The sequence below is a fragment of the Allobosea sp. UC22_33 genome (assembly GCF_042700715.1).
In the GTDB taxonomy this organism is placed as follows: Bacteria; Pseudomonadota; Alphaproteobacteria; order Rhizobiales; family Beijerinckiaceae; genus Allobosea.
In genome coordinates, this window is record NZ_CP170556.1 from 2,910,248 (window position 1) to 2,929,008 (window position 18,761).

The 18,761-nt window shown below is 66.9% G+C and carries 19 protein-coding genes and 1 tRNA gene; 10 read left to right on the top strand and 10 right to left on the bottom strand.

The window, feature by feature from the left end; genetic code table 11:
* Window positions 1–39: 39 nt before the first annotated feature.
* The 4 genes from ACFJGT_RS13840 to ACFJGT_RS13855 all read left to right on the top strand — a co-directional run bounded on the left by ACFJGT_RS13840 (window position 40) and on the right by ACFJGT_RS13855 (window position 3,081).
* A complete protein-coding gene (locus ACFJGT_RS13840; RefSeq protein ID WP_377838524.1) occupies window positions 40–999 on the top strand; it encodes a heparan-alpha-glucosaminide N-acetyltransferase in 960 nt (319 codons plus the stop codon).
* Window positions 1,000–1,180: 181 nt separating this feature from the next.
* Window positions 1,181–1,432, top strand: coding sequence for a zinc-finger domain-containing protein (locus ACFJGT_RS13845; RefSeq protein ID WP_377838525.1), 252 nt, complete (start codon window positions 1,181–1,183; stop codon window positions 1,430–1,432).
* A gap of 85 nt (window positions 1,433–1,517) precedes the next feature.
* Window positions 1,518–2,699, top strand: coding sequence for an FAD-dependent monooxygenase (locus tag ACFJGT_RS13850; RefSeq protein ID WP_377838527.1), 1,182 nt, complete (start codon window positions 1,518–1,520; stop codon window positions 2,697–2,699).
* A 67-nt stretch (window positions 2,700–2,766) separates the two neighbouring features.
* Window positions 2,767–3,081 carry a hypothetical protein gene (locus ACFJGT_RS13855; protein ID WP_377838529.1) on the top strand — a complete coding sequence of 105 codons (315 nt, stop codon included), beginning with the start codon at window positions 2,767–2,769 and terminating at the stop codon, window positions 3,079–3,081.
* A 3-nt stretch (window positions 3,082–3,084) separates the two neighbouring features.
* Here the strand turns inward: ACFJGT_RS13855 and chrA are convergent, their stop codons facing one another.
* Both chrA and ACFJGT_RS13865 read right to left on the bottom strand, forming a co-directional pair.
* Window positions 3,085–4,461, bottom strand: a complete 1,377-nt coding sequence (gene chrA / locus ACFJGT_RS13860; protein ID WP_377838530.1) for a chromate efflux transporter — start codon at window positions 4,459–4,461, stop codon at window positions 3,085–3,087.
* Window positions 4,462–4,469: 8 nt separating this feature from the next.
* On the bottom strand, window positions 4,470–5,732 hold the full coding sequence (locus ACFJGT_RS13865) for a hemolysin family protein (protein WP_377848982.1): 1,263 nt from the start codon (window positions 5,730–5,732) through the stop codon (window positions 4,470–4,472).
* A gap of 126 nt (window positions 5,733–5,858) precedes the next feature.
* Here ACFJGT_RS13865 and ACFJGT_RS13870 point away from each other — a divergent pair, with 126 nt between their 5' ends.
* A complete protein-coding gene (locus ACFJGT_RS13870; protein WP_377838531.1) occupies window positions 5,859–6,506 on the top strand; it encodes a DUF938 domain-containing protein in 648 nt (215 codons plus the stop codon).
* A 48-nt stretch (window positions 6,507–6,554) separates the two neighbouring features.
* Here the strand turns inward: ACFJGT_RS13870 and ACFJGT_RS13875 are convergent.
* From ACFJGT_RS13875 to ACFJGT_RS13885, 3 genes are all read right to left on the bottom strand, one after another.
* Window positions 6,555–6,641, bottom strand: a tRNA-Leu gene (locus ACFJGT_RS13875).
* 71 nt (window positions 6,642–6,712) lie between these two features.
* Window positions 6,713–7,360 (bottom strand): DUF1190 domain-containing protein, encoded by a 648-nt coding sequence (locus ACFJGT_RS13880; protein ID WP_377838532.1) that lies wholly within the window; start codon window positions 7,358–7,360, stop codon window positions 6,713–6,715.
* Between the two features lie 50 nt (window positions 7,361–7,410).
* Entirely contained in the window at window positions 7,411–8,976 is a 1,566-nt protein-coding gene (locus ACFJGT_RS13885) for an AMP-binding protein (RefSeq protein ID WP_377838533.1), read from the bottom strand.
* Between the two features lie 186 nt (window positions 8,977–9,162).
* Between ACFJGT_RS13885 and ACFJGT_RS13890 the strand changes: the two genes are divergently transcribed.
* Both ACFJGT_RS13890 and ACFJGT_RS13895 read left to right on the top strand, forming a co-directional pair.
* Complete coding sequence (locus tag ACFJGT_RS13890; RefSeq protein WP_377838534.1) at window positions 9,163–9,756, top strand: DUF2239 family protein; 594 nt, start codon at window positions 9,163–9,165, stop codon at window positions 9,754–9,756.
* Between the two features lie 141 nt (window positions 9,757–9,897).
* Window positions 9,898–10,791, top strand: a complete 894-nt coding sequence (locus tag ACFJGT_RS13895) for a DMT family transporter (RefSeq protein ID WP_377838535.1) — start codon at window positions 9,898–9,900, stop codon at window positions 10,789–10,791.
* A gap of 17 nt (window positions 10,792–10,808) precedes the next feature.
* Here ACFJGT_RS13895 and gpt read toward each other — a convergent pair whose 3' ends face one another.
* From gpt to ACFJGT_RS13920, 5 genes are all read right to left on the bottom strand, one after another.
* The gene (gene gpt, locus ACFJGT_RS13900; protein WP_199092453.1) at window positions 10,809–11,318 is read right to left on the bottom strand and encodes a xanthine phosphoribosyltransferase; all 510 of its coding nucleotides are present in this window, start codon (window positions 11,316–11,318) and stop codon (window positions 10,809–10,811) included.
* A 119-nt stretch (window positions 11,319–11,437) separates the two neighbouring features.
* On the bottom strand, window positions 11,438–13,237 hold the full coding sequence (locus tag ACFJGT_RS13905) for a PAS domain-containing methyl-accepting chemotaxis protein (RefSeq protein WP_377838536.1): 1,800 nt from the start codon (window positions 13,235–13,237) through the stop codon (window positions 11,438–11,440).
* Window positions 13,238–13,562: 325 nt separating this feature from the next.
* A complete protein-coding gene (locus tag ACFJGT_RS13910) occupies window positions 13,563–14,327 on the bottom strand; it encodes a competence/damage-inducible protein A (RefSeq protein ID WP_377838537.1) in 765 nt (254 codons plus the stop codon).
* 94 nt (window positions 14,328–14,421) lie between these two features.
* Entirely contained in the window at window positions 14,422–15,273 is an 852-nt protein-coding gene (locus ACFJGT_RS13915; protein WP_377838538.1) for an FkbM family methyltransferase, read from the bottom strand.
* 85 nt (window positions 15,274–15,358) lie between these two features.
* Window positions 15,359–16,540: an HD-GYP domain-containing protein gene (locus ACFJGT_RS13920; RefSeq protein WP_377838540.1), complete on the bottom strand. Its 1,182-nt coding sequence runs from the start codon at window positions 16,538–16,540 to the stop codon at window positions 15,359–15,361.
* 211 nt (window positions 16,541–16,751) lie between these two features.
* Between ACFJGT_RS13920 and map the strand changes: the two genes are divergently transcribed.
* The 3 genes from map to ACFJGT_RS13935 are packed head-to-tail and all read left to right on the top strand — an operon-like array spanning window position 16,752 to window position 18,684.
* Complete coding sequence (gene map, locus ACFJGT_RS13925) at window positions 16,752–17,576, top strand: type I methionyl aminopeptidase (RefSeq protein WP_377838541.1); 825 nt, start codon at window positions 16,752–16,754, stop codon at window positions 17,574–17,576.
* Window positions 17,573–18,316, top strand: a complete 744-nt coding sequence (radC, locus tag ACFJGT_RS13930; protein WP_377838543.1) for a DNA repair protein RadC — start codon at window positions 17,573–17,575, stop codon at window positions 18,314–18,316. Before map ends, radC begins: the two co-directional genes overlap by 4 nt.
* Window positions 18,316–18,684 carry a DUF488 domain-containing protein gene (locus ACFJGT_RS13935; protein WP_377838545.1) on the top strand — a complete coding sequence of 123 codons (369 nt, stop codon included), beginning with the start codon at window positions 18,316–18,318 and terminating at the stop codon, window positions 18,682–18,684. Before radC ends, ACFJGT_RS13935 begins: the two co-directional genes overlap by 1 nt.
* The last annotated feature ends 77 nt before the right edge of the window (window positions 18,685–18,761 follow it).

Here is an 18,761-nt window from a genome sequence, read left to right on the forward strand (position 1 = left end):
GCTTGCTTATGAGCGCCCGCCATGATGAACGATGGCCGCATGACCCAGCCCACGCCCCGCGAATCGTCACGCCTCGCCATCGTCGACATCGCCCGCGGCGTCGCGCTCATGGCGATGTTCGTCTACCATTTCGCCTATGATCTCTCGACCTTCAGGCTGATCGAGACCGATATCGTGGCAGAGCCGGGCTGGCGGCTGTTCGCCCGGGGCATCGCCGGCACCTTCCTGACCATCGTCGGCTTCAGCCTCGTCCTCGCCACGCGCAAGGGCCTGGACAGCACGGCTTATCTCAAGCGCCTCGCCATGGTCGCAGGCGCGGCCGCGCTGGTCACGCTCGGCACCTGGCGGTTCATGCCGGGCGATTTTATCTTCTTCGGCATCCTGCACCATGTCGCGGTCGCGAGCCTGCTCGCCCTGCCCTTCCTGCGCCTGCCGGTCATCGCCGTCGCGTTCGCCGCGGTCGTCGCATTCGCCCTGCCCTCCTTCGTCGCCCATCCGCTGCTCGACCAGCCCTGGGCGGCCTGGCTCGGTTTCTCGCAGGCGCCGCTCCGCACGGCCGATTTCGTTCCGGTCTTCCCCTGGTTCGGCTGCGTATTGAGCGGCATCGTCCTGGCCCGCCTGATCTTGCCGCGCCTCACGGGCACCGCGATCGCCGGCTGGCGGCCGGGCAACAAGGCGACCCGAATCGTCGCCTGGGGCGGGCGGCACAGCCTGCTGGTCTATCTCGTCCATCAGCCGCTTTTCATTGGCGCGCTGATGCTGGCGACTCAGGTCATCGCTCCGCCTCCGCCGGAGGAGCGCGCCTTCAGGAACGAATGCCAGCGCAGCTGCTCCGGCCCCAATGTTCCCGAACAGGTCTGCAAGATGGTCTGCGCCTGCACCATCGACGGGCTCAAGCGCGAGCAGCTCTGGCAGAAGGCGCTCGACAACCTGCTCTCGCCGCAGGAAAGCGCGCGGATGACCGAGCTCGCGCGCGGCTGCCTGCGCGACGGGCGCTGATGCGCAACAGCGCACTGGAGCATTTTCGAGCGAAGTGGACACCGGTTCGCGTCAAGAAAATGCGACAATACAAAAGGCTAGAGCGTTTTCGCGTTTCGGAGAAATACGGAAAGGCTCTGGCGCTGGGGCGGCTCACGCGATAGGTTGCGGCCGAATTCCAGACCTTCGAAGAGCGACGACCATGGCCGCCACCGGCATCCCGCATTTCCACAACGACCCCGGCGTCCCCGTCATCAAGGTCGGCGCCCATGAGTTCATGTGCATCGGCGCCAAGCCGCCCTTCGACCATCCGCATGTCTTCCTCGACATGGGCGCGGACCACGAGATCATCTGCCCCTATTGCTCGACGCTGTTCACATACGAGCCATCGCTGAAGGGCGCCGCCTGCATCCCGCCGGAATGCGCCTATACCGATCCGGCCAAGGCGGCCTGAGGCTGCTCGATTGCATCGGGCGCGCGGGTTCTGAGGGGCACCCGCGCCTCGTCTTCCAGCTCTGTCATTGAAGGCGTCCGATCCCGTGTCCGCTCCTCATTTCGTCATCGCCGGCGCCGGCATCGGCGGCCTGACCATGGCCCTGTCGCTGGCGCGTCGCGGCATCGCCGCAACCGTCGTCGAGAAGCGCACCGGCTTCGGCGAGACCGGGGCCGGCCTGCAGGTCACCTCCAATTCCGGCCGCGTGCTCGATGCGCTCGACCTCGCCTTGCCGCTGAAGCGCATCAGCGTCACCTCGCACGGCTTGATGATCCGGCGCTGGGCGAATGGCGCGCCGGTGCTGGAAATGCCTTCCAGCCCCGAGCGCATGCCGACCCCGTTCCGCATGATGAAGCGCAACGACCTCCATACCGTGCTGCTCGATGCCGCCCGCGCCATGCCGAATATCCGCCTGATGGTCGGCCGCAGCGTGGATGAGGTCAGCCATGATGCCGACGGCGTCACGATCGGGCTCGCCGCACGCGACGGTGTCGGCGGAACGCTCTCCGCCCTCGGGCTGATCGGCGCCGACGGCCTGTGGTCGCGCGTCCGCGATCTCACCGGCGACGCCTCTCCGCCGGTCTTCACCGGCTACGAGGCCTGGCGCGCCGTGGTGCCGGCCCGCGCCGGCGACAAGCCGCGCGTGACGCTGCACATGGGCTCCGGCCGCCATGCGGTGCATTACCCGGTCGCGGGCGGCAAGGAGATCAACATCGTCGTCGTCCGCCAGGCGAAGGAGGCCCGCGAGGGCTGGTCCCGCGATGGCGACCTCAGCATTCTCACCGAACATCTGGCCGGCGCCTCGCCGGCCCTGCGTGAGCTCACCGGTGCGGCGGAGAGCTGGCAGGTCTGGTCATTGTTCGATCGCAAGCCCGCCGCCATGGCCAAAGGCCGGATCGCGCTGATCGGCGACGCCGCGCACCCGATCCTGCCCTTCCTTGCGCAGGGCGCCTCGCTCGCTATCGAGGATGCCGCGGTGCTCGCCCGCCTGCTCGCCGAGACGCTCAGTCGCGAGGGCGCAGCCGGCGTGCCGATGGCCTTCGCCGCCTATGCCGCTGCCCGTGCCCAGCGCGTCGCCCGCGTGCAGGAGGAAAGCCGGGGCAATGGCCGCAACTACCATATGGGCTGGCCGCTCAGCATCGCCCGCGATTTCGCGCTGAAGCGGCTCGGGCCGGAGGGTCTGCGCAATCGCTATGGCTGGCTCTACGACTGGCAGGATGCGGCCTGAACGCGCCTGATCTCGTCAAAGCCGCAATCGCTCCCTATCTCTGTGCCGAGGAAGGGACCGACACCAGATGATCCGCGTCAATCTCTACGAGCAGCTCAACGGCCGCACCCGCGCCATGCCGCGCTGGCAGGCCTGGCTCGCCATGGCGGCGAGCCTCACCGTCGGCATCGCGCTTTTCGTGCTGGCCGCGAGCCTCGCGCTCATCCTGATCCCGGTCGTGCTGATCGTCGGCGCGATCGCGGTCTGGCGCCTCAGGGCCAAGCTGAAGGCAGCCGGCATCGATCCGGCCAATCCCTTCGCCGGCCAGCCGCGCCAGCCCGATCGCGTCGAGGTCATCGACGCCGAGTACCGCATCATCGAGCCGGACGAGCCGCGGCGTTAAGCCTCAGAACCCGCCCTTCAGCAGGACGCCGGCGACCGCACAGATCGCCAGCACCGGCATCATCCCGAGCTTGAAGCGCAGCAGCGCGATTGCGGCTCCGGCCGCCAGCAGGGCCGCGCGCCAGTCCAGCGAGGTCAGGACCGGCAGCTCCGGGCGCATGCCGAGGAAGGGCACGCTGGAGACCTCTCGGAAGAGAACATGCAGCCCGAACCAGAGCGCCAGGTTGGCGATGACGCCGACCACCGCCGCGGTGATCGCCCCGAGCGCAGCCGAAATCGCCCGGTTGCCGCGTAAAGCCTCGACATAAGGCGCGCCGAGGAAGATCCAGAGGAAGCACGGCGCGAAGGTCACCCAGACGGTCAGCAGTGCTCCGAGCCCACCGGCAACCAGCGGCGGCAGGCCGCCCGGCGCCCGGAAGGCGGCGAGGAAGCCGACGAATTCGAGCACGAGGATAAGTGGTCCCGGCGTCGTCTCGGCGAGGCCGAGCCCGTCGAGCATCTCGCCGGGCGCCAGCCAACCGAAACCCTCGACAGCCGCCTGCGCGACATAGGCCAGAACCGCATAGGCCCCGCCGAAGGTGACGACCGCCATCGCGCTGAAGAAACCGCCGATCTGCGTCCAGACGCTGGCCGAGCCCGCGACCAGCCAGAACAAGGCGACCGGCCCAAGCCAGAGCGGCAGCCAGACGACGAGCACGTTCACAGCCCGCTTCGCTGAGGGCTTCACATGGTCGAGCTCGCCCCGCGCCAGCAGGCTATCTAGCAGTCCCTCTCCCGCGGCATCCGCAGCGCCGCCCGCATTCGCCTTGCCGAACCAGCCGGGCTGGATACGGCTGCCGGCCCAGCCCGTAAGCCCGGCCAGCAGCACGATGAGCGGAAACGGCAGCTTGAACAGGAAGATGCCGACGAAAGCCGCGATGGCGACGCCGACCATCGCCCCGGTCTTCAACGCCCGGCGGCTGATCCTCAAGCCCGCCTCGATCACGACGGCGAGCACGGCCGCCTTCACGCCGAAGAAGATGCCGTCGACCAGCGGCACATGGCGCCAGGTGACATAGAGGATGCTGAGCCCCAGCATCACCAGCGCGCCGGGCAGGACGAACAGCAGGCCGGCGATCAGCCCGCCGATCGTCCGGTGCATCAGCCAGCCGATATAGACCGCGAGTTGCTGGGCCTCCGGCCCGGGCAGGAGCATGCAGTAGTTCAGCGCATGCAGGAAGCGCTCCTCGCCGATCCAGCGACGCTCCTCGACCAGCTCCTTGTGCATCAGGGCGATCTGGCCGGCCGGCCCGCCGAAGGACAGAAACCCGATCTTGGCCCAGATGCGGGTCGCCTCAGCCAACGTCGGGAGCCGTACAGAATGCTCCGGCTCCCGCGCCATATCCGGCCTCACTCGATCCGGCTGACCAGGATCTTGTCGATGCGGCGGCCGTCGAGATCGACGACCTCGAAGCGCCAGTGCCCCTTGTCGAAGCTCTCGCCGACATTCGGCAGATGGTTCAGCTCGGCCAGGATGAAGCCGGCGACCGTCTGGAAGTCGGCGTCGCGCGGGATCGGGATGCCGAGCTCGTGCGAGAATTCGTCGACCTGCATCCAGCCGGCGACGAGATAGGAGCCGTCGGCCCGCGTCACGATCGCCGGCTCATCCTCCTCCTCTTCCTGGAAGGCGCCGATGATCGCCTCCAGCACGTCGCCGGGCGTGATGATACCCTCGAAATGGCCGTACTCGTCGAAGACCAGTGCCATATGCACGCGGCTTGAACGGATCTCGCGCAGGATCTGCAGCGAACCGGCCGTATCCATCACGATCGGGGCTTCCTGCACCAGCTCCCGCAGATTCTTGATATCTCCCAGCAGAAGGAACTCGATCAGGTCCTTGACCACGACCACGCCGACGATCGAGTCCGCCTCGCCGTCCTGCACGGGCAGGCGCGAACGACGCGTCGCGCGCAGTTGCTCGCGGATTTCCTCGGCGCTGTCTTCGAGGTCGATGACTTCGACCTCGCGGCGCGGCGTCATCAGCGCCCGCGCCGAGCGGTCGGCGAGGCGCATCACGCCGGCGATCATCTCGCGTTCGTCGCGCTCCAGCACGCCGGCGGTCTCCGCCTCGGCGATGATGGTGCGGACTTCCTCCTCGGTGACCCTCTCCTCCGATTCGCCCTTCTGGCCGAGCAGGCGCAGCACGGCCTTGCCGGAGATGTCGAGCAGGAACACGAGCGGCGCGCCGACCTTGGAAAGCAGCGACATCGCCGGGGCGACCCGCGCCGCCACCCGCTCGGGATCGCGCAGGGCGACCTGCTTCGGCACGAGCTCGCCGAGGATCAGGGAGAGATAGGTGATCGCAACGACGACGAGGCCGACGCCGAGCGTGTCCGAAACTGATTGGGAGAAGCCTTGCGTGCCCAGCCATTCCGACAGGCGCGCGCCGAGCGTCGCACCCGAAAAGGCGCCCGAGAGCACGCCGACGAGGGTGATGCCGATCTGGACGGTGGAGAGAAAGCGACCGGGATCTTCCGCCAGGCGCATCGCGGTTGCGGCGCCCTTGTTGCCCTGATCGCTGAGAACCTTGAGGCGCGCCGTGCGGGACGAAACCACGGCGAGTTCCGACATGGCGAGGAGTCCATTGACGATCGTCAGCGCCACGACGATCAGGATTTCGGTTAACAAAACCAGCCTGCTTGCTGCGAAGCCACGACATCTGGTGGCCCGCTTCCAGCCCCCTTATAGCGGATCATCGCCCCAACGCGATGGGCCGGACGAAAGATTCGTGAGCGGATAATGAGCAAGCCCAATTTCTGGCAGCCGACCGCCGACGCACAGGCCGGTGCCGATCCTCGCCTGCGCGCGCCTTCGGCCCAGCGCAACCGCGATGCGATCCTCGCCGTCCTGGCCGATGTCCTGCCGCCATCCGGGCGCGTGCTGGAGATCGCCTCCGGCTCCGGCGAACATGCCGTGCACTTCGCCGGCGCCCTGCCCGGCCTGACTTTCCAGCCGAGCGATCCCTCGCCGGACGCGGTCGCCAGCATCGCAGCCTGGACCGCGGAATCCGGCCTCGGCAACATCCTCTCGCCGCTTGTCATCGACGCGACAGCGCCGGATTGGCCGCTCGAAGCAATCGACGCAATCCTCTGCATCAACATGATCCACATCGCACCCTGGCCAGCGGCGGAGGGGCTGTTCCGGCAGGCGGGGCGCCTCCTGAAACAAGGGCAACCACTCTATCTCTACGGCCCCTATCGCCGGCCGGGCCGGCCGCTGGAACCGGGCAACGCCGCCTTCGACGAAAGCCTGCGCAGCCGCGACCCGGCCTGGGGCCTGCGCGAGCTCGACGCTGTGGCAGGGCTAGGTACAGCCAGCGGATTCGGCGCGCCGGAGATCGTCGAAATGCCCGCGAACAATCTGAGCCTGATCTTCAGGAAGACTTGAGCGCCGACTGGCGCATAATCTCGCACGCGCGAATCATAGTGGCCGAGGTGGTGCGGACGGCGGGACTCGAACCCGCAAGCCTTTGAAGGCGCAAGATTTTAAGTCTCGTGCGTCTACCAGTTTCGCCACGTCCGCGAGCCGCACAGCGATAGCGGGCGGGCGCGGCCGGCGCAAGCCTGGGGATCGCGTTCCAACCGCCCTGGCGCTCAATGCCGACGGGCGGGCTTGTACCATTCGACGCCGTCGGGATCGACATAGAGCCCAGGCTTCACATCCGAGCCGATCGCCTTCTCTTCCATCGGCACGCGCACCGTGTCGTCACGGTCGCCGCGCTTGACATAAGGAGCCGAGCCCGCCTGGCCATACGCACCGCGACCGGCGCTGCTGGCCTGGCCAATGATGCCGCGCCGTCCTGCGACCTTGTCCTGCAATTCCGTCACGGAGCGCCCGGCGAAAGCGACCTTGGCCGTGCCCTCGACCACCGGCAACGCCCGGCGCGCCGCGCCCTCGCCCGCCACCCGGACACCGATGAAACGCGGCACATAGCTCGCTCCGCCCTTGCCGAAGGATTCCCAGCCGCCGGCCGAGATCATCTGCGCGCCGCAGCGCTTGTGATTGCGCTCGCAGGCCGCGCGAGAGCCATAGCGGGGGGCCGCCTGCTCGAACTCGGCACGGGCGTTGCGATAGGCGAACTCGCATTGCTCCGCCGTGAGCTTGCCCGCCTCGACGCATTCGTCGCGGCGCACATAGAGCGCGGCCTGCGCCTGTGCGGCCAGATCGGAAGGTCCGGTCAGCGACAGGGCGGGAGCAAGGGTGGCGACGCGCAGCAGCGCCAGGGCGGAACCCGGAATCATCATCCGGCGTAATAGAATGACGATTGTGGCCACAAGGCAGCGGAGCGGTCTCACAGCAGCGACCGCCGTGACGCCGCAAGCTCCCGCGTCGACCCATAGTCGATCTTGCCGTTGCCGAGCACCGGAATGGCCTGCGTCACCAGGATCGCGCGGGGCACCCACAATTCCGGAAAGCCCTGCTGCTTCGCAGCCTCCTGCAGTGCGGCGCGATCGGCATGCGGTGTCTCGGTGACGAGAACGAGTTGCTCGCCCTTGCGCGCATCGGGCAGCGCGACGACGACATGGTTCTGGTCCGGCCAGACCTTGGCGACCATCGTCTCGACCGCCGCGAGCGAGACCATCTCGCCGCCGAGCTTGGCGAAGCGCTTGGCCCGGCCGCGGATCGCGACGAAGCCATCCTCGATCACGACAATGTCACCGGTATCATGCCAGCCACCCTCCGGCGGGACGATGCGGCCGGGCTGCTCGGGATCGAGATAGCCGGCCATGACGTTGGGTCCGCGCACGGTGAGCCGCCCGCCCTCATGGATGCCTTCGACCGGCTCCAGCTTCGCCTCGATGCCGGGCAGAAGCTTGCCGACCGTCCCCTCGCGGATCGCAGAGGGCGTGTTGACGGCCAGCACCGGCGAGCACTCCGTGCAGCCATAGCCTTCGAGGATGGTGGTGCCGTAGGGCTCCCACATCCGCTTGGTCTCGGCCTTCACGCGCTCGGCACCGGCCACGACATAGCGCACGCTACCGAGATCATCCTTCTCCGCAGCGCGGGCATAGCCTTGCAGGAACGTGTCGGTGGCGAGCAGGAAGGTCGCCTTCATGTCGCCGATCAGCTTCGGCACCTGCTTGTAATGCAGCGGGCTCGGATAGAGCACGACCTTCATGCCGTGCAGCAGCGGCACCATCAGTCCGGCCGTCAGTCCGAAGGAATGGAACGCCGGCAGCGGGTTCATGAACACGTCCCGCTCGGAGATCGCCCCGGTGGCATGGGCGAAGACCTGCCTTGCATTCGAAACGATATTGGCATGGCTGAGCGCTACGCCCTTCGGCTTGCCCTCGGTGCCGGAGGTGAAGAGGACAACCGCGATATCGTCGGGCTGCGCTTCGTACGAGCGATGGACCAGCCCCGGCGCGAGGCTCTGCAAGGCGCCGAGCGCCTTGTCGAAGCTGGTGATCTCCTTGCGGACATCTTCGAGATAGACGACCCGCCGCCCCTCGCCGAGCGCGGCGATCTCGTCGTCGAGCTTGCCCTGGTCGATGAAGCGGCGCGAGGTGACGATGGTCTTGAGCTGCGCCAGTTCAGCCGCCGCGCCGAGGTTGCGGACGCCGGCCGTGAAGTTCAGCAGCGCCGGCACCCTGCCATAGGCGAAAAGCGAGAACAGCGTCACCGCCATGCCCTGCATGTTCGGCAGGAGCACGCCGACCTGTTCCTTCGGCGCCGTCAGCGCCGCGAGCTTGCGCCCCAGCACCAGCGCGCCGAGCACGAGCCGGCCATAGGTGATCGGCTGGCGCTCGGGGTCTTCGAGCGCGATGCGGCCCTTGCCGTGGTGGGCGATAGTCTGAAGCAGGGCGCGGAAGATGGTGATCCGCGCGCCCGCGGCGTCGAAGCTGGTGGCGGCCATGTCTGGCGCGTCTCCCGTCGGCGTTTCCTCTGCCGGTCAAACTAGTGGGATCGGTCCAGGTTTCAAAGTCGGCCCAATTCGCCACGGCGTCGTTTCCAGGCCTAAGGGAGGATTACATATTTTTACCCGGATTATATTGCTTTGAGTCATTCATCCGGATAATAAGCCCGCGATCAAGGAGCCCCCATGTCCGAGTCCACCTCCCATACTGCGTTCCAGGGCGCGACCCGCATTGCCGGCGGGCCGCTCCCTACCGTCGCGCTCGCCGTGCAGACTGCACTCGCGGCCGATCCAACCGCCCAAGTCCTCGTCTTCGACGATGCGACGGGAAAGGTTGTCGACCTCGACCTGCGCGGCAGCGACGCCGAGATCGCGGCGCGCTATGCGCCTCGTAGCGATGACGCGACCCCGGCAGCCGACGATACACCACGCGGCCGGGGCCGCCCCAAGCTCGGCGTCGTCGCGCGCGAGGTCACCTTGCTGCCGCGCCATTGGGATTGGCTCGCCCTGCAGCCGGGAGGCGCCTCGCAGGCCCTGCGTCGCCTTGTCGACGAAGCCCGCAAGGCGGATGGTGGCCGCAGCCGGACGCGGGCTTCACAAGAACGCGCTTATGCCTTCATCGCGACCATGGCGGGCGACCGCGAAGGCTTCGAGGAAGCCTCGCGCGCCCTCTTCGCCGGAGACCGCGAGCGCTTCACCGAACACAGCCGGACATGGCCGGGGGATATCCGCGACCATGCGGAGCGGTTGCTGGCCGGCGACGACCCGGCGATGGGCTGAGAGCGGCCGGCGGAAGGCGTGCAGCCTGCCCTGGAAGCATTCCGGCAGCGCAACCGCAGCGGGTTGCTGGCCGCGCGCGCGAAGGGCATAGCAGCGCCGCGACACCCGCCGCCTGCAGCGCCTGCCGAAAGCCGCCCGTTCATGACCTCCCGCGCACAATGGCTCGGCATCCTCTGCGGCCTGCTGACAGCGATCATCTGGGGCGTCCAGTCGGTCGTCTCGCGGCACGCGATGCTGATCGACCTGACGCCGGCCGACGTCACGATCCTGCGCTTCGTCTCGGCCGCCGCGGTACTGCTGCCCTGGGCGCTCCGGCATATGCGCCCCTTCCCGGTCGGCTCTCTCGGCTGGCCCCGCGCCTGGGTGATGGCCCTGCTGATCGGCCCGCTCTACAGCCTGATCCTGGTGGCCGGCGCCTCCTTCGCGCCGGCGCTGCATTCGTCGATCATCTCGCCCGGACTGATCCCGGTCTTCACGGCGCTGCTGATCTTCCTCGTCACCGGCGAACGCGCCGGACGGATGCGGCTTGCCGGCCTCGGCATCATCGTGCTCGGCATCGGCATCTTCTCGCGCGATGCGCTCGCGCTGGCACCATCGCGGCCGGATGCCTGGATCGGCGACCTGCTCTTCGTGCTGATCGCCTTCCTATGGGCGATCTTCGGCCTGCTCGCCCGACGCTGGGGCGTGAGCTCGCTCGAGGTCACCGCGGCCTCGTGCCTGCTTTCGGTGCCGCTGCTCGTGATCGTGGCGCTGGTGCTGCCGATCCACATGGCGCAGGCGCCCTTCGCCGAACTCCTGCTCCAGGCGCTTTATCAGGGCGTCCTGGTCGGCGTCATCGCGCTCTATCTCTACGCCCGCTCGGTCGCAACGCTCGGCGCGGCCAGGGCGACGCTGTTCCTGCCGCTGGTCCCGGTCGCGACGGCCGCCGCCAGCGCCCTGCTGCTGGCGGAGACGCCTTCGCCCATAGAACTCGTCGGCATGGCGATCGTCGTCAGCGGCATGCTGGTCGCGTTCCGCTCACCCTCGACGGGCTGAGGCGGATACGCGCCTGTTCAGCCCTTGTGCCCCTTGGCGATCGGCTCGACATAGGAGAGCCCGAGATCCCAGGGGAAATAGATCCAGGTGTCCTGGCTCACCTCGGTGATGAAGGTGTCGACCGTCGGCACGCCGGCCGGCTTGGCGTAGACCGTGGCGAAATGCGCGTTCGGCAGCATCTCGCGCACGACGCGCGCCGTCTTGCCGGTATCGGTGAGGTCGTCGACCACCAGCACGCCCTTGCCGGTGCCGTCGCCGATCGCCTTGATGTTCGGGGCGATGTCCTTGAGCACCTGGAGCTCGGTCTGGTTCTTGTAGTCGTGATAGCTCGCGACGCAGACCGTCTCGATCATGCGCAGGCCGAGCTCGCGGCAGATGATCGCCGCCGGCACCAGCCCGCCGCGGGTGATGCAGACCATCGCCTCGAACGGCCCCTTCTCGGCGAGGCGCCACGCCAGCGCTCGGGCATCGCGATGGAACTGATCCCAGGAAACCGGGAAAGCCTTGTTCGAGGACGGTTCGGCCATGGACAGCGCTCCGGACTTGCCCGACGCGACAGGCGCCGTTTCCGACCGAAAAGCCTATCGGCGCGCGCCTGACAAGAGGCACGCGCCGAACATCCCCAATTCAACGTCGATAAAGCGCGTCAGAATTCCGCCCAGCCATCCGCCGTGCCGCCGCCGGCCACGCGCCGGCCGCGCATCACCGGCGCCGCCGCCCGTGGTGCCGCGGGCGCCGAATGGACGAGCTGCGGCACCGGCCTGTGTCCTTCGCCGCCGAGCTGGAAGGCGGAGACCATCGTGCTCAGCGCCGCGGTCTCCTGCTGGAGATCGCGGGCGACCTTGGCGCTCTGCTCGGCGAGCAGCGAATTCTGCTGCGTGATCTCGTCCATATGGGCGACGGTGCGGGCCATCTCGTCGATGCCGTTGGCCTGCTCGGTCGTCGCCTGCGAGATTTCGCTGACGGTCGATGCGACCTTGGACGCGGCGCCGACGATCTCGCCCAGCGTCGTTCCAGCGTCCTTGACCAGGCCGACACCGGCTTGAATCTGTTGCGCAGAATTCGCGATCAACGTCTTGACGCCATTGGCGGATTCGCTGCAGCGGGCGGCAAGCGCACGCACCTCGGTCGCGACCACCGCGAAGCCGCGCCCGGCATCGCCCGCCCGCGCCGCCTCGACCGCGGCGTTGAGCGCCAGCAGGTTGGTCTGGAAGGCGATCTCGTCGATCATCGAGATGATCTCGGAAATTCCCGACGAGGCCTGCTCGATCCGCCCCATCGCCGCGACCGCCTCGGTCACGATGGCGCCGCCGCGGGACGCGACCTCGCTCGCCTCGTTGCCGAGCTGAACCGCCATCTTCGAATTGCCGGCGCTATGCTTGACCGATGCGGCGAGCTCTTCGGTCGTCGCTGCCGTCTCCTGCAGGCTCGCAGCGTTCGCCTCCGTCCGCTCGGCCAGTTGCTGGCTGTCGGAGGTGATCTTGAGCGAGGCATTGTCGATGCGCGCCGAGATGTCGCGCACGCTGCCGACCACCTCCGCCAGCGTATCCAGCAGGTCGTTGACGCCGGCACAGAGCGTGGCGACCTCTCCGGTCTTGCCGTCGAGCGGCACGCGCCCGGTCAGGTCCTTGCCCTTGGCCCGGTCGATCACCGCGCTCGTCTCCTGCACGGCCGCTTCGAGCTGCTTGCCCTTGAAGGTGGCGGTGATGTCGGAGGCGAACTTGACGACCTTGTAGGGCCGTCCCTGCGCATCGAGGATCGGGTTGTAGCTTGCCTGGATCCAGACTTCCTTGCCGCCCTTGCCGATGCGCCGATACTGGCCGGCATCGTATTCGCCCTTGCCGAGGCGTTCCCAGAAGGCCCGATAGGCCGGCGTCTCGCGCTCTGCCGGATCGACGAACAGGCGATGGTGCTGCCCGGCGATCTCGGCCAGCGAGTAGCCGAGCACGCTCAGGAAATTCTGGTTCGCCGTCAGGATCTTGCCGGTGAGATCGAACTCGATCACCGCCTGCGCCTTGTCGATCGCGGCGCGCTGCCCTTCGAGATCGGCCAGACGGTTCTTCTGCTCGGTGACGTCGAAGGCGTATTTGATGACGCCGACCGGCTTGCCACCCGCACCCAGGATCGGGTTGTAGCTCGCCTGGATCCAGATCTCCTTGCCGCCCTTGCCGAGCCGCAGATACTGCCCTCGCGAGAATTCGCCGCGGCCAAGATCGGCCCAGAATTGCTTGTAGGCGGGACTGGCCTTCTCCTCAGGCGTCACGAACAGGCTGTGATGCTGGCCCTTCACCTCCGCCAGCGTGTAACCCATCGCCGACAGGAAGTTCTCGTTGGCGTCCAGGATCTTGCCGTCGAGATCGAATTCGATCCGCGCCTGCGAGCGGTTGATCGCATCGAGCTGCCCCGCAGCGTGCCGATTCGAGAAAAGGCCGGAGAAAAGCGGCATCTGAGATCCCCCTCGGCGCGGCCCGCGCATGAGGCGTCATCGGGCCGGCGTCATCCTGAAAGCCGTCTTTGGATGCCCGCGACGCGGAAGCGCAGCAGGAGAGGCCGAATGCTGTCCGGCCACCCCTCGAATATCGCATCAATCGGTTTATGAATGGTTGCTATATAGAATTTAACTCAACTTATAGTAGAAAAATCTTCTAGCAACGATATATGGCCTCGAGGCAATACGCCGCAAAATCAAACGAAGAGTATAATCCTAAGAACGAAAACAAAAACTCTCCATGAAGTTGTATAAAAAATCGTATAAGTTGTATAAACTACGATCAGGAAACCGCCCTTTGCTTTTCCGAGGCCACCATGGCCTTCACGGCAGCCATCGCAGCCAGCAGCTTCTCGGCATCGCGGGACCTGACGACGATATTCGTATCGGGGCCGGTTTCCGACCAGAACGGATAGGAGCCGATCGAGACCGCCGGATGGGCCTTTGCGATCTCGGCAAGTGGTCCGCCGATATCACCCTCGCGCAGCCCGGTCTGCACCGTCTCGGACAGCATTTTCGCCCCGGTCCGCAATGTCGGGCCGATGACGTCGAGCATCGCCTGCATGATCGACGGCACACCGGCCATCACGTAAACGTTACCGATGTGGAAGCCCGGCGCCTTCGAAATCGCATTCGCGACCAGATCGGCCCCAGCGGGAATGCGCGCCATCCGCATCCGGGCCTCGTTGAGCTCCGCCGGCGAGAACCGCTCGGACAGCATGGCGACGGCGCGCGGGTCATGGTCGATCGTCACGCCGAATGCGGCGGCAACTGCGTCCGCCGTGATGTCGTCATGGGTCGGCCCGATCCCGCCGGTCGTGAAGACATAGGTGTAGCGATGGCGCAGCGCGTTCAGCGCCGCGACGATTTCATCGGAAACATCAGGCACGACGCGGACTTCGCGCAGCTCGACGCCGATATTGGTGAGATATTCGGCGATATAGCCGATATTCTTGTCCTTCGTCCGCCCGGACAGGATCTCGTCGCCGATCACCAGGATCGCGGCCGTGACGATGGTGGCGGAGGAATTGGATTCGTTGGCGGACATGGCGGCGCTCCTGGCTTTCAGCCAAGAGCTAGGCTTTCCCCGCGAAGCGCTCAAGCGCCGCGGTGGGCGCGCCGGCCATGCCGCAGGCGCGCGCTCAGGCCGGATTGCGCTGGAACACGAGGTTGAGCCGTGTCTGGGCGATGAGCTTGTAGCCGCTGCGCTCGAGCAGGCCTGCAAGGTCGCTCTGCCAACGCTGGCGCGAATCCTCGATGATGATGAAGCCAGGCCAGAGCGCCTGCGGCGCATCGCGCAGGAAGGGTTCGAGAATCAGGTCCTCGGCACCTTCGACATCGAGCTTGATCGCATCGATGCGCTCGTAACCCTCGCCCTCGACCAGCGAGAGCAGCGTCATCGCCGGCACCCTGACCGAGGTCCCGGCGCTCGAATTGAGGATGCGGACGCTCGACTCGCCGCGATTGGTCGGGTCGATGAACAGGGTCAGCTCGCCCGGCTTGTCCGCGAGTGCGCAGGCCACCGCCTTGACGGTCCCGAACGGGTTCTGCGCGATGTTGAAGGTGAGCCGCGCGAAGATCTCGGGCTGCGGTTCCACCGCGAGGATGCGGGCGCTCCGCCCGGCCCTCGCCGCGACGAAGAGCGAGTAAGCGCCGATATTCGCGCCGATATCGATGAAGGTGAAACCGTCGCGCAACCGCGAGGCCAGCAATTCGCGCTCGACTGCATCGAAATATTGCGGCGTGAACAGCACGCGCTTCTCGCAGACGTTGCCGCTCGGATAGAGGCGCATCTTCGCCCCCAGCGACTCGATGTCCACCGGCGCACCGTCGAGCGAGCGCAGGCCGAGGCGCCGCAGCGCATAGGCGATCTTGCGCCCGAGGAAGCTATCGGAAGCCGCGCGCGTCCGGGCGATGATGCGGGCGAGATAGGCTTTGGGAGCGAAGGTGCCGAAAGGCCGCTCTTCCCCCAGGTTCTGTTCGATGATGGCCATTGCGCCAGCCTGATACACCTCGGCGCATCCGCGCGCCAGTCATTGGACGGAAAGAGGCGCCGGACGGTTTCGAGCGGGACCGTGATCAGCCGCCGTCGGCGAAACGGGCGTGAATCTCGCCGAACCGGGGCGCGACGTCCTGGAAGACATCGACGAGCTGCGGGTCGAACTGCCGGCCGCGCTCGCTCACCACCACCGCGACCGCCTCCTCATGCGTCATCGCCTCCTTGTAGACCCGCTTCGTGACCAGCGCGTCGTAGACGTCGGCGATCGCCATCAGGCGCCCGGACAGCGGAATGGCCTGACCGGCAAGCCCTTGCGGGTAACCGGCCCCGTCCCAACGCTCATGATGCGTATGGGCGATCTCCTTGGCGAGCCTCAGGAAGGAGCTGGAGCCGCCGAGATGGCGCTCGGCATCGGCGATGGCGACGCGCCCGAGCTCGGCATGGGTCTGCATCGTCGCCCGCTCGTCCTCGTCGAGCCGGCCGGGCTTGAGCAGAATGCTGTCGGGAATGCCGACCTTGCCGATATCGTGCAGCGGCGCCGACTTGAACAAGAGGTCGAGCGTCGCATCGTCGAGCTCTCCCACGAAAAGCCCGCGCTCGCGGGCGCCCTCGGCCAGCACCCGCAGATAATGCTGCGTGCGTCGGACATGGTTGGCCGTCTCGTTGTCGCGCGTCTCGGCGAGCGAGGCCATGGCCAGGATGACCGCGTCCTTGGCGCGCTCCGCCTCCTCCAGCGCCGCCGAGAGCGAGTTCACCAGCGCGATGTTCGTCATGGCAACCGCAGCGCTGTTGGCGATCCGCCTGAGCGCCCGGATCACCTCCGGCGCCGGCCGGTGGCGATGCGCCCAATAGGCGCCGATCGCGGCGACGGGGTCGTCCTGCCGGACCGGCACCATCACCAGACTACGCACGAAGGTCGGGCGGTAGGCTTCGTGGGGAATCCGTTCGTCCTCGTCGATGTCCTCGATGACGACGACCTCGCCATGCCGCATCGCCCAGCCGGAGATGCAGCTATCCATCGGGAAACGCTGGCCCTTCCAGAGCGGCGCGACCGCATCCTCGTCGGCATAGTAGCAGCGGCCGTTGTCGCGCAGGATGAAGCTGATGCCGTCGGCGCCGGTCAGTCCGCGCGCATTGCGGCGCACGACGGCCATCACCTCGTCGATGCCGCGCGCCATCGCGAGATCGAGCAGCAGCTGGTCGAGCGCGCTAAGCGTCGGATCGGAGGAATCGGCCGGAGCCTGGGAAACTGACGCTTTCATATGTCCAAGAGGAAGCATGCCGGGCGGACGAAAGGTGCGGCGAATACGTTGCCACGAAAAAGTTACAATTCCGCCAACATCGAGGCAACGACCACCCGTGCATCGCTGACCCAGCGGCAATGCACGCGCCGCGCCGGCCTCCCGCGCGGTAACCGGCTTGCGTGCGCCATCAAACGCAATAGATAAGAGGGCAAGGAGTTTTCCGCGCGCAATGACCTTCGAAGACACCATCGGCCGCTCGCGTTCGCGCGAGCCCGCCATCAAGATTCACGGCCCCGAAGCCTTCGCCGCCATGCACAAGGCCGGCCGGCTGACGGCTGCGGGCCTCGACATGCTCGGCTCCTACGTCAAGCCCGGCGTCACCACGCAGCGCCTCGATGATCTCGCCTTCCAGTTCGCCATGGATAACGGCGCCTATCCGGCGACTTTGTTCTATCGCGGTTACACCAAGTCGATCTGCACCTCGATCAACCATGTCGTCTGTCACGGCATCCCCGACGACAAGCCGCTGCGCGAGGGCGATATCCTCAATATCGACTACACGCTGATCGTCGATGGCTGGCACGGCGATTCGAGCCGCATGTACGGCGTCGGCGAAATCTCGCGGAAGTCCGAGCGCCTGATCGAGATCACCTATGAGAGCCTGCAGCGCGGCATCAAGGCGGTGCGCGCCGGCGCCACCACCGGCGATATCGGCTTCGCCATCCAGCGCTATGCCGAGGCCGAGCGCTGCTCGGTAGTGCGTGATTTCTGCGGCCACGGCATCGGCCAGCTCTTCCACGATGCGCCGAACATCCTGCATTACGGCAGCCCCGGCGAAGGCGTGCTGCTGAAGCCCGGCATGGTCTTCACCATCGAGCCGATGATCAATCTTGGCAAGTCGGGGGTGAAGGTGCTCTCGGACGGCTGGACCGCCGTGACCCGCGATCGCTCGCTCTCGGCCCAGTTCGAGCACCAGATCGGCGTCACCGAGCAGGGCTGCGAGATCTTCACGCTCTCGCCCGCCGGCCTCGGCAATCCGCTCGCCGCAAAATGAGCGTCGGCATCGGCAAGGGGACAGGCAAGGGATCGCGCAAAGCGCCCTCGCCTGCCGCTTCTGCCGAGGTGCCCCATTATCACGGGCATCGCGAGCGCCTGCGCACCCGCTTCGAGGAAGCCGGTGCCGAGACGCTGCCGGACTACGAATTGCTGGAGCTGCTGCTCTTTCGCTCGATCCCGCGGCGCGACGTCAAGCCGCTCGCCAAGGAACTGATCCAGCGCTTCGGCTCCTTCGCTGAAGTGCTCGGTGCCCCCGCTGCGCGTCTCGCGGAGGTCGATGGCGTCAGCGAAAGCGTCGCACTCGATCTCAAGATCGTCGAAGCCGCCCTGAAGCGCATGGCCAAGGGCGCGGTCGGCAAGCGGCCGGTCCTCTCCTCCTGGTCCTCGGTGCTCGACTATTGCCGGATGGCAATGGCCTTCGCGGAGCGCGAGCAGTTCCGCATCCTCTTCCTCGACAAGAAGAACATCCTGATCGCCGACGAGGTCCAGCAGACCGGCACGGTCGATCACACCCCGGTCTATCCGCGCGAGGTGATGCGCCGCGCGCTCGAGCTCTCGGCCTCGGCGATCATCCTCGTCCACAACCATCCCTCGGGCGATCCCACGCCGTCCGGCGCCGACATGCGGATGACGCGTGAGCTGGTCGATATCGCGAAGCCCCTGGGCATCGCCATCCACGACCACATCATCGTCGGCCGCGACGGCCATGCCAGCTTCCGCAGCCTGGGGCTGATCTGATGACAAAGCTGACGGTCAAGCGCGTCTACGATCCTCCCGCCCCCGGCGACGGCACGCGCATCCTCGTCGACCGGCTCTGGCCGCGCGGCGTCTCGAAGGACCGGATCGATCTCTGGCTCAAGGACCTCGCGCCCAGCGACGTGCTGCGCCACGAATTCCACGGCCATCCCGACCGCTGGGACGAGTTCTTCGCCGCCTATGCGACCGAGCTCGGCAGCCCGGCCGCACAGGCCGCTCTCGCCACCCTGGCCACCGAGAGGAAGAAGGGACCGGTCGTTCTGCTCTATGCGGCCAAGGACGAGAATCGGAACAATGCCCAGGCCCTGCGCCTCTGGCTGGACGGGCGCTCGTTTTCGGTCCAAGAATAGCGCAGGCACAGCCGCAGCGTGCGGCAGGATGGAAGAACCGCCGCGTTCAGCGGGCCGGATCATCTTTGCCAATGATA

What these genes read in the sequence shown, in the direction of transcription:
- ACFJGT_RS13870 (WP_377838531.1), top strand. Translation starts at nt 5,859, where the DNA reads ATGAGCAAGCCCAATTTCTGGCAGCCGACCGCCGACGCACAGGCCGGT.
- gpt (WP_199092453.1), bottom strand. Translation starts at nt 11,318, where the DNA reads ATGGCCGAACCGTCCTCGAACAAGGCTTTCCCGGTTTCCTGGGATCAG.
- ACFJGT_RS13910 (WP_377838537.1), bottom strand. Translation starts at nt 14,327, where the DNA reads ATGTCCGCCAACGAATCCAATTCCTCCGCCACCATCGTCACGGCCGCG.
- ACFJGT_RS13845 (WP_377838525.1), top strand. Translation starts at nt 1,181, where the DNA reads ATGGCCGCCACCGGCATCCCGCATTTCCACAACGACCCCGGCGTCCCC.
- ACFJGT_RS13880 (WP_377838532.1), bottom strand. Translation starts at nt 7,360, where the DNA reads ATGATTCCGGGTTCCGCCCTGGCGCTGCTGCGCGTCGCCACCCTTGCT.
- ACFJGT_RS13855 (WP_377838529.1), top strand. Translation starts at nt 2,767, where the DNA reads ATGATCCGCGTCAATCTCTACGAGCAGCTCAACGGCCGCACCCGCGCC.
- radC (WP_377838543.1), top strand. Translation starts at nt 17,573, where the DNA reads ATGAGCGTCGGCATCGGCAAGGGGACAGGCAAGGGATCGCGCAAAGCG.
- ACFJGT_RS13915 (WP_377838538.1), bottom strand. Translation starts at nt 15,273, where the DNA reads ATGGCCATCATCGAACAGAACCTGGGGGAAGAGCGGCCTTTCGGCACC.
- ACFJGT_RS13920 (WP_377838540.1), bottom strand. Translation starts at nt 16,540, where the DNA reads ATGAAAGCGTCAGTTTCCCAGGCTCCGGCCGATTCCTCCGATCCGACG.
- ACFJGT_RS13890 (WP_377838534.1), top strand. Translation starts at nt 9,163, where the DNA reads ATGTCCGAGTCCACCTCCCATACTGCGTTCCAGGGCGCGACCCGCATT.
- ACFJGT_RS13935 (WP_377838545.1), top strand. Translation starts at nt 18,316, where the DNA reads ATGACAAAGCTGACGGTCAAGCGCGTCTACGATCCTCCCGCCCCCGGC.
- ACFJGT_RS13885 (WP_377838533.1), bottom strand. Translation starts at nt 8,976, where the DNA reads ATGGCCGCCACCAGCTTCGACGCCGCGGGCGCGCGGATCACCATCTTC.
- map (WP_377838541.1), top strand. Translation starts at nt 16,752, where the DNA reads ATGACCTTCGAAGACACCATCGGCCGCTCGCGTTCGCGCGAGCCCGCC.
- ACFJGT_RS13895 (WP_377838535.1), top strand. Translation starts at nt 9,898, where the DNA reads ATGACCTCCCGCGCACAATGGCTCGGCATCCTCTGCGGCCTGCTGACA.
- chrA (WP_377838530.1), bottom strand. Translation starts at nt 4,461, where the DNA reads ATGGCGCGGGAGCCGGAGCATTCTGTACGGCTCCCGACGTTGGCTGAG.
- ACFJGT_RS13905 (WP_377838536.1), bottom strand. Translation starts at nt 13,237, where the DNA reads ATGCCGCTTTTCTCCGGCCTTTTCTCGAATCGGCACGCTGCGGGGCAG.
- ACFJGT_RS13840 (WP_377838524.1), top strand. Translation starts at nt 40, where the DNA reads ATGACCCAGCCCACGCCCCGCGAATCGTCACGCCTCGCCATCGTCGAC.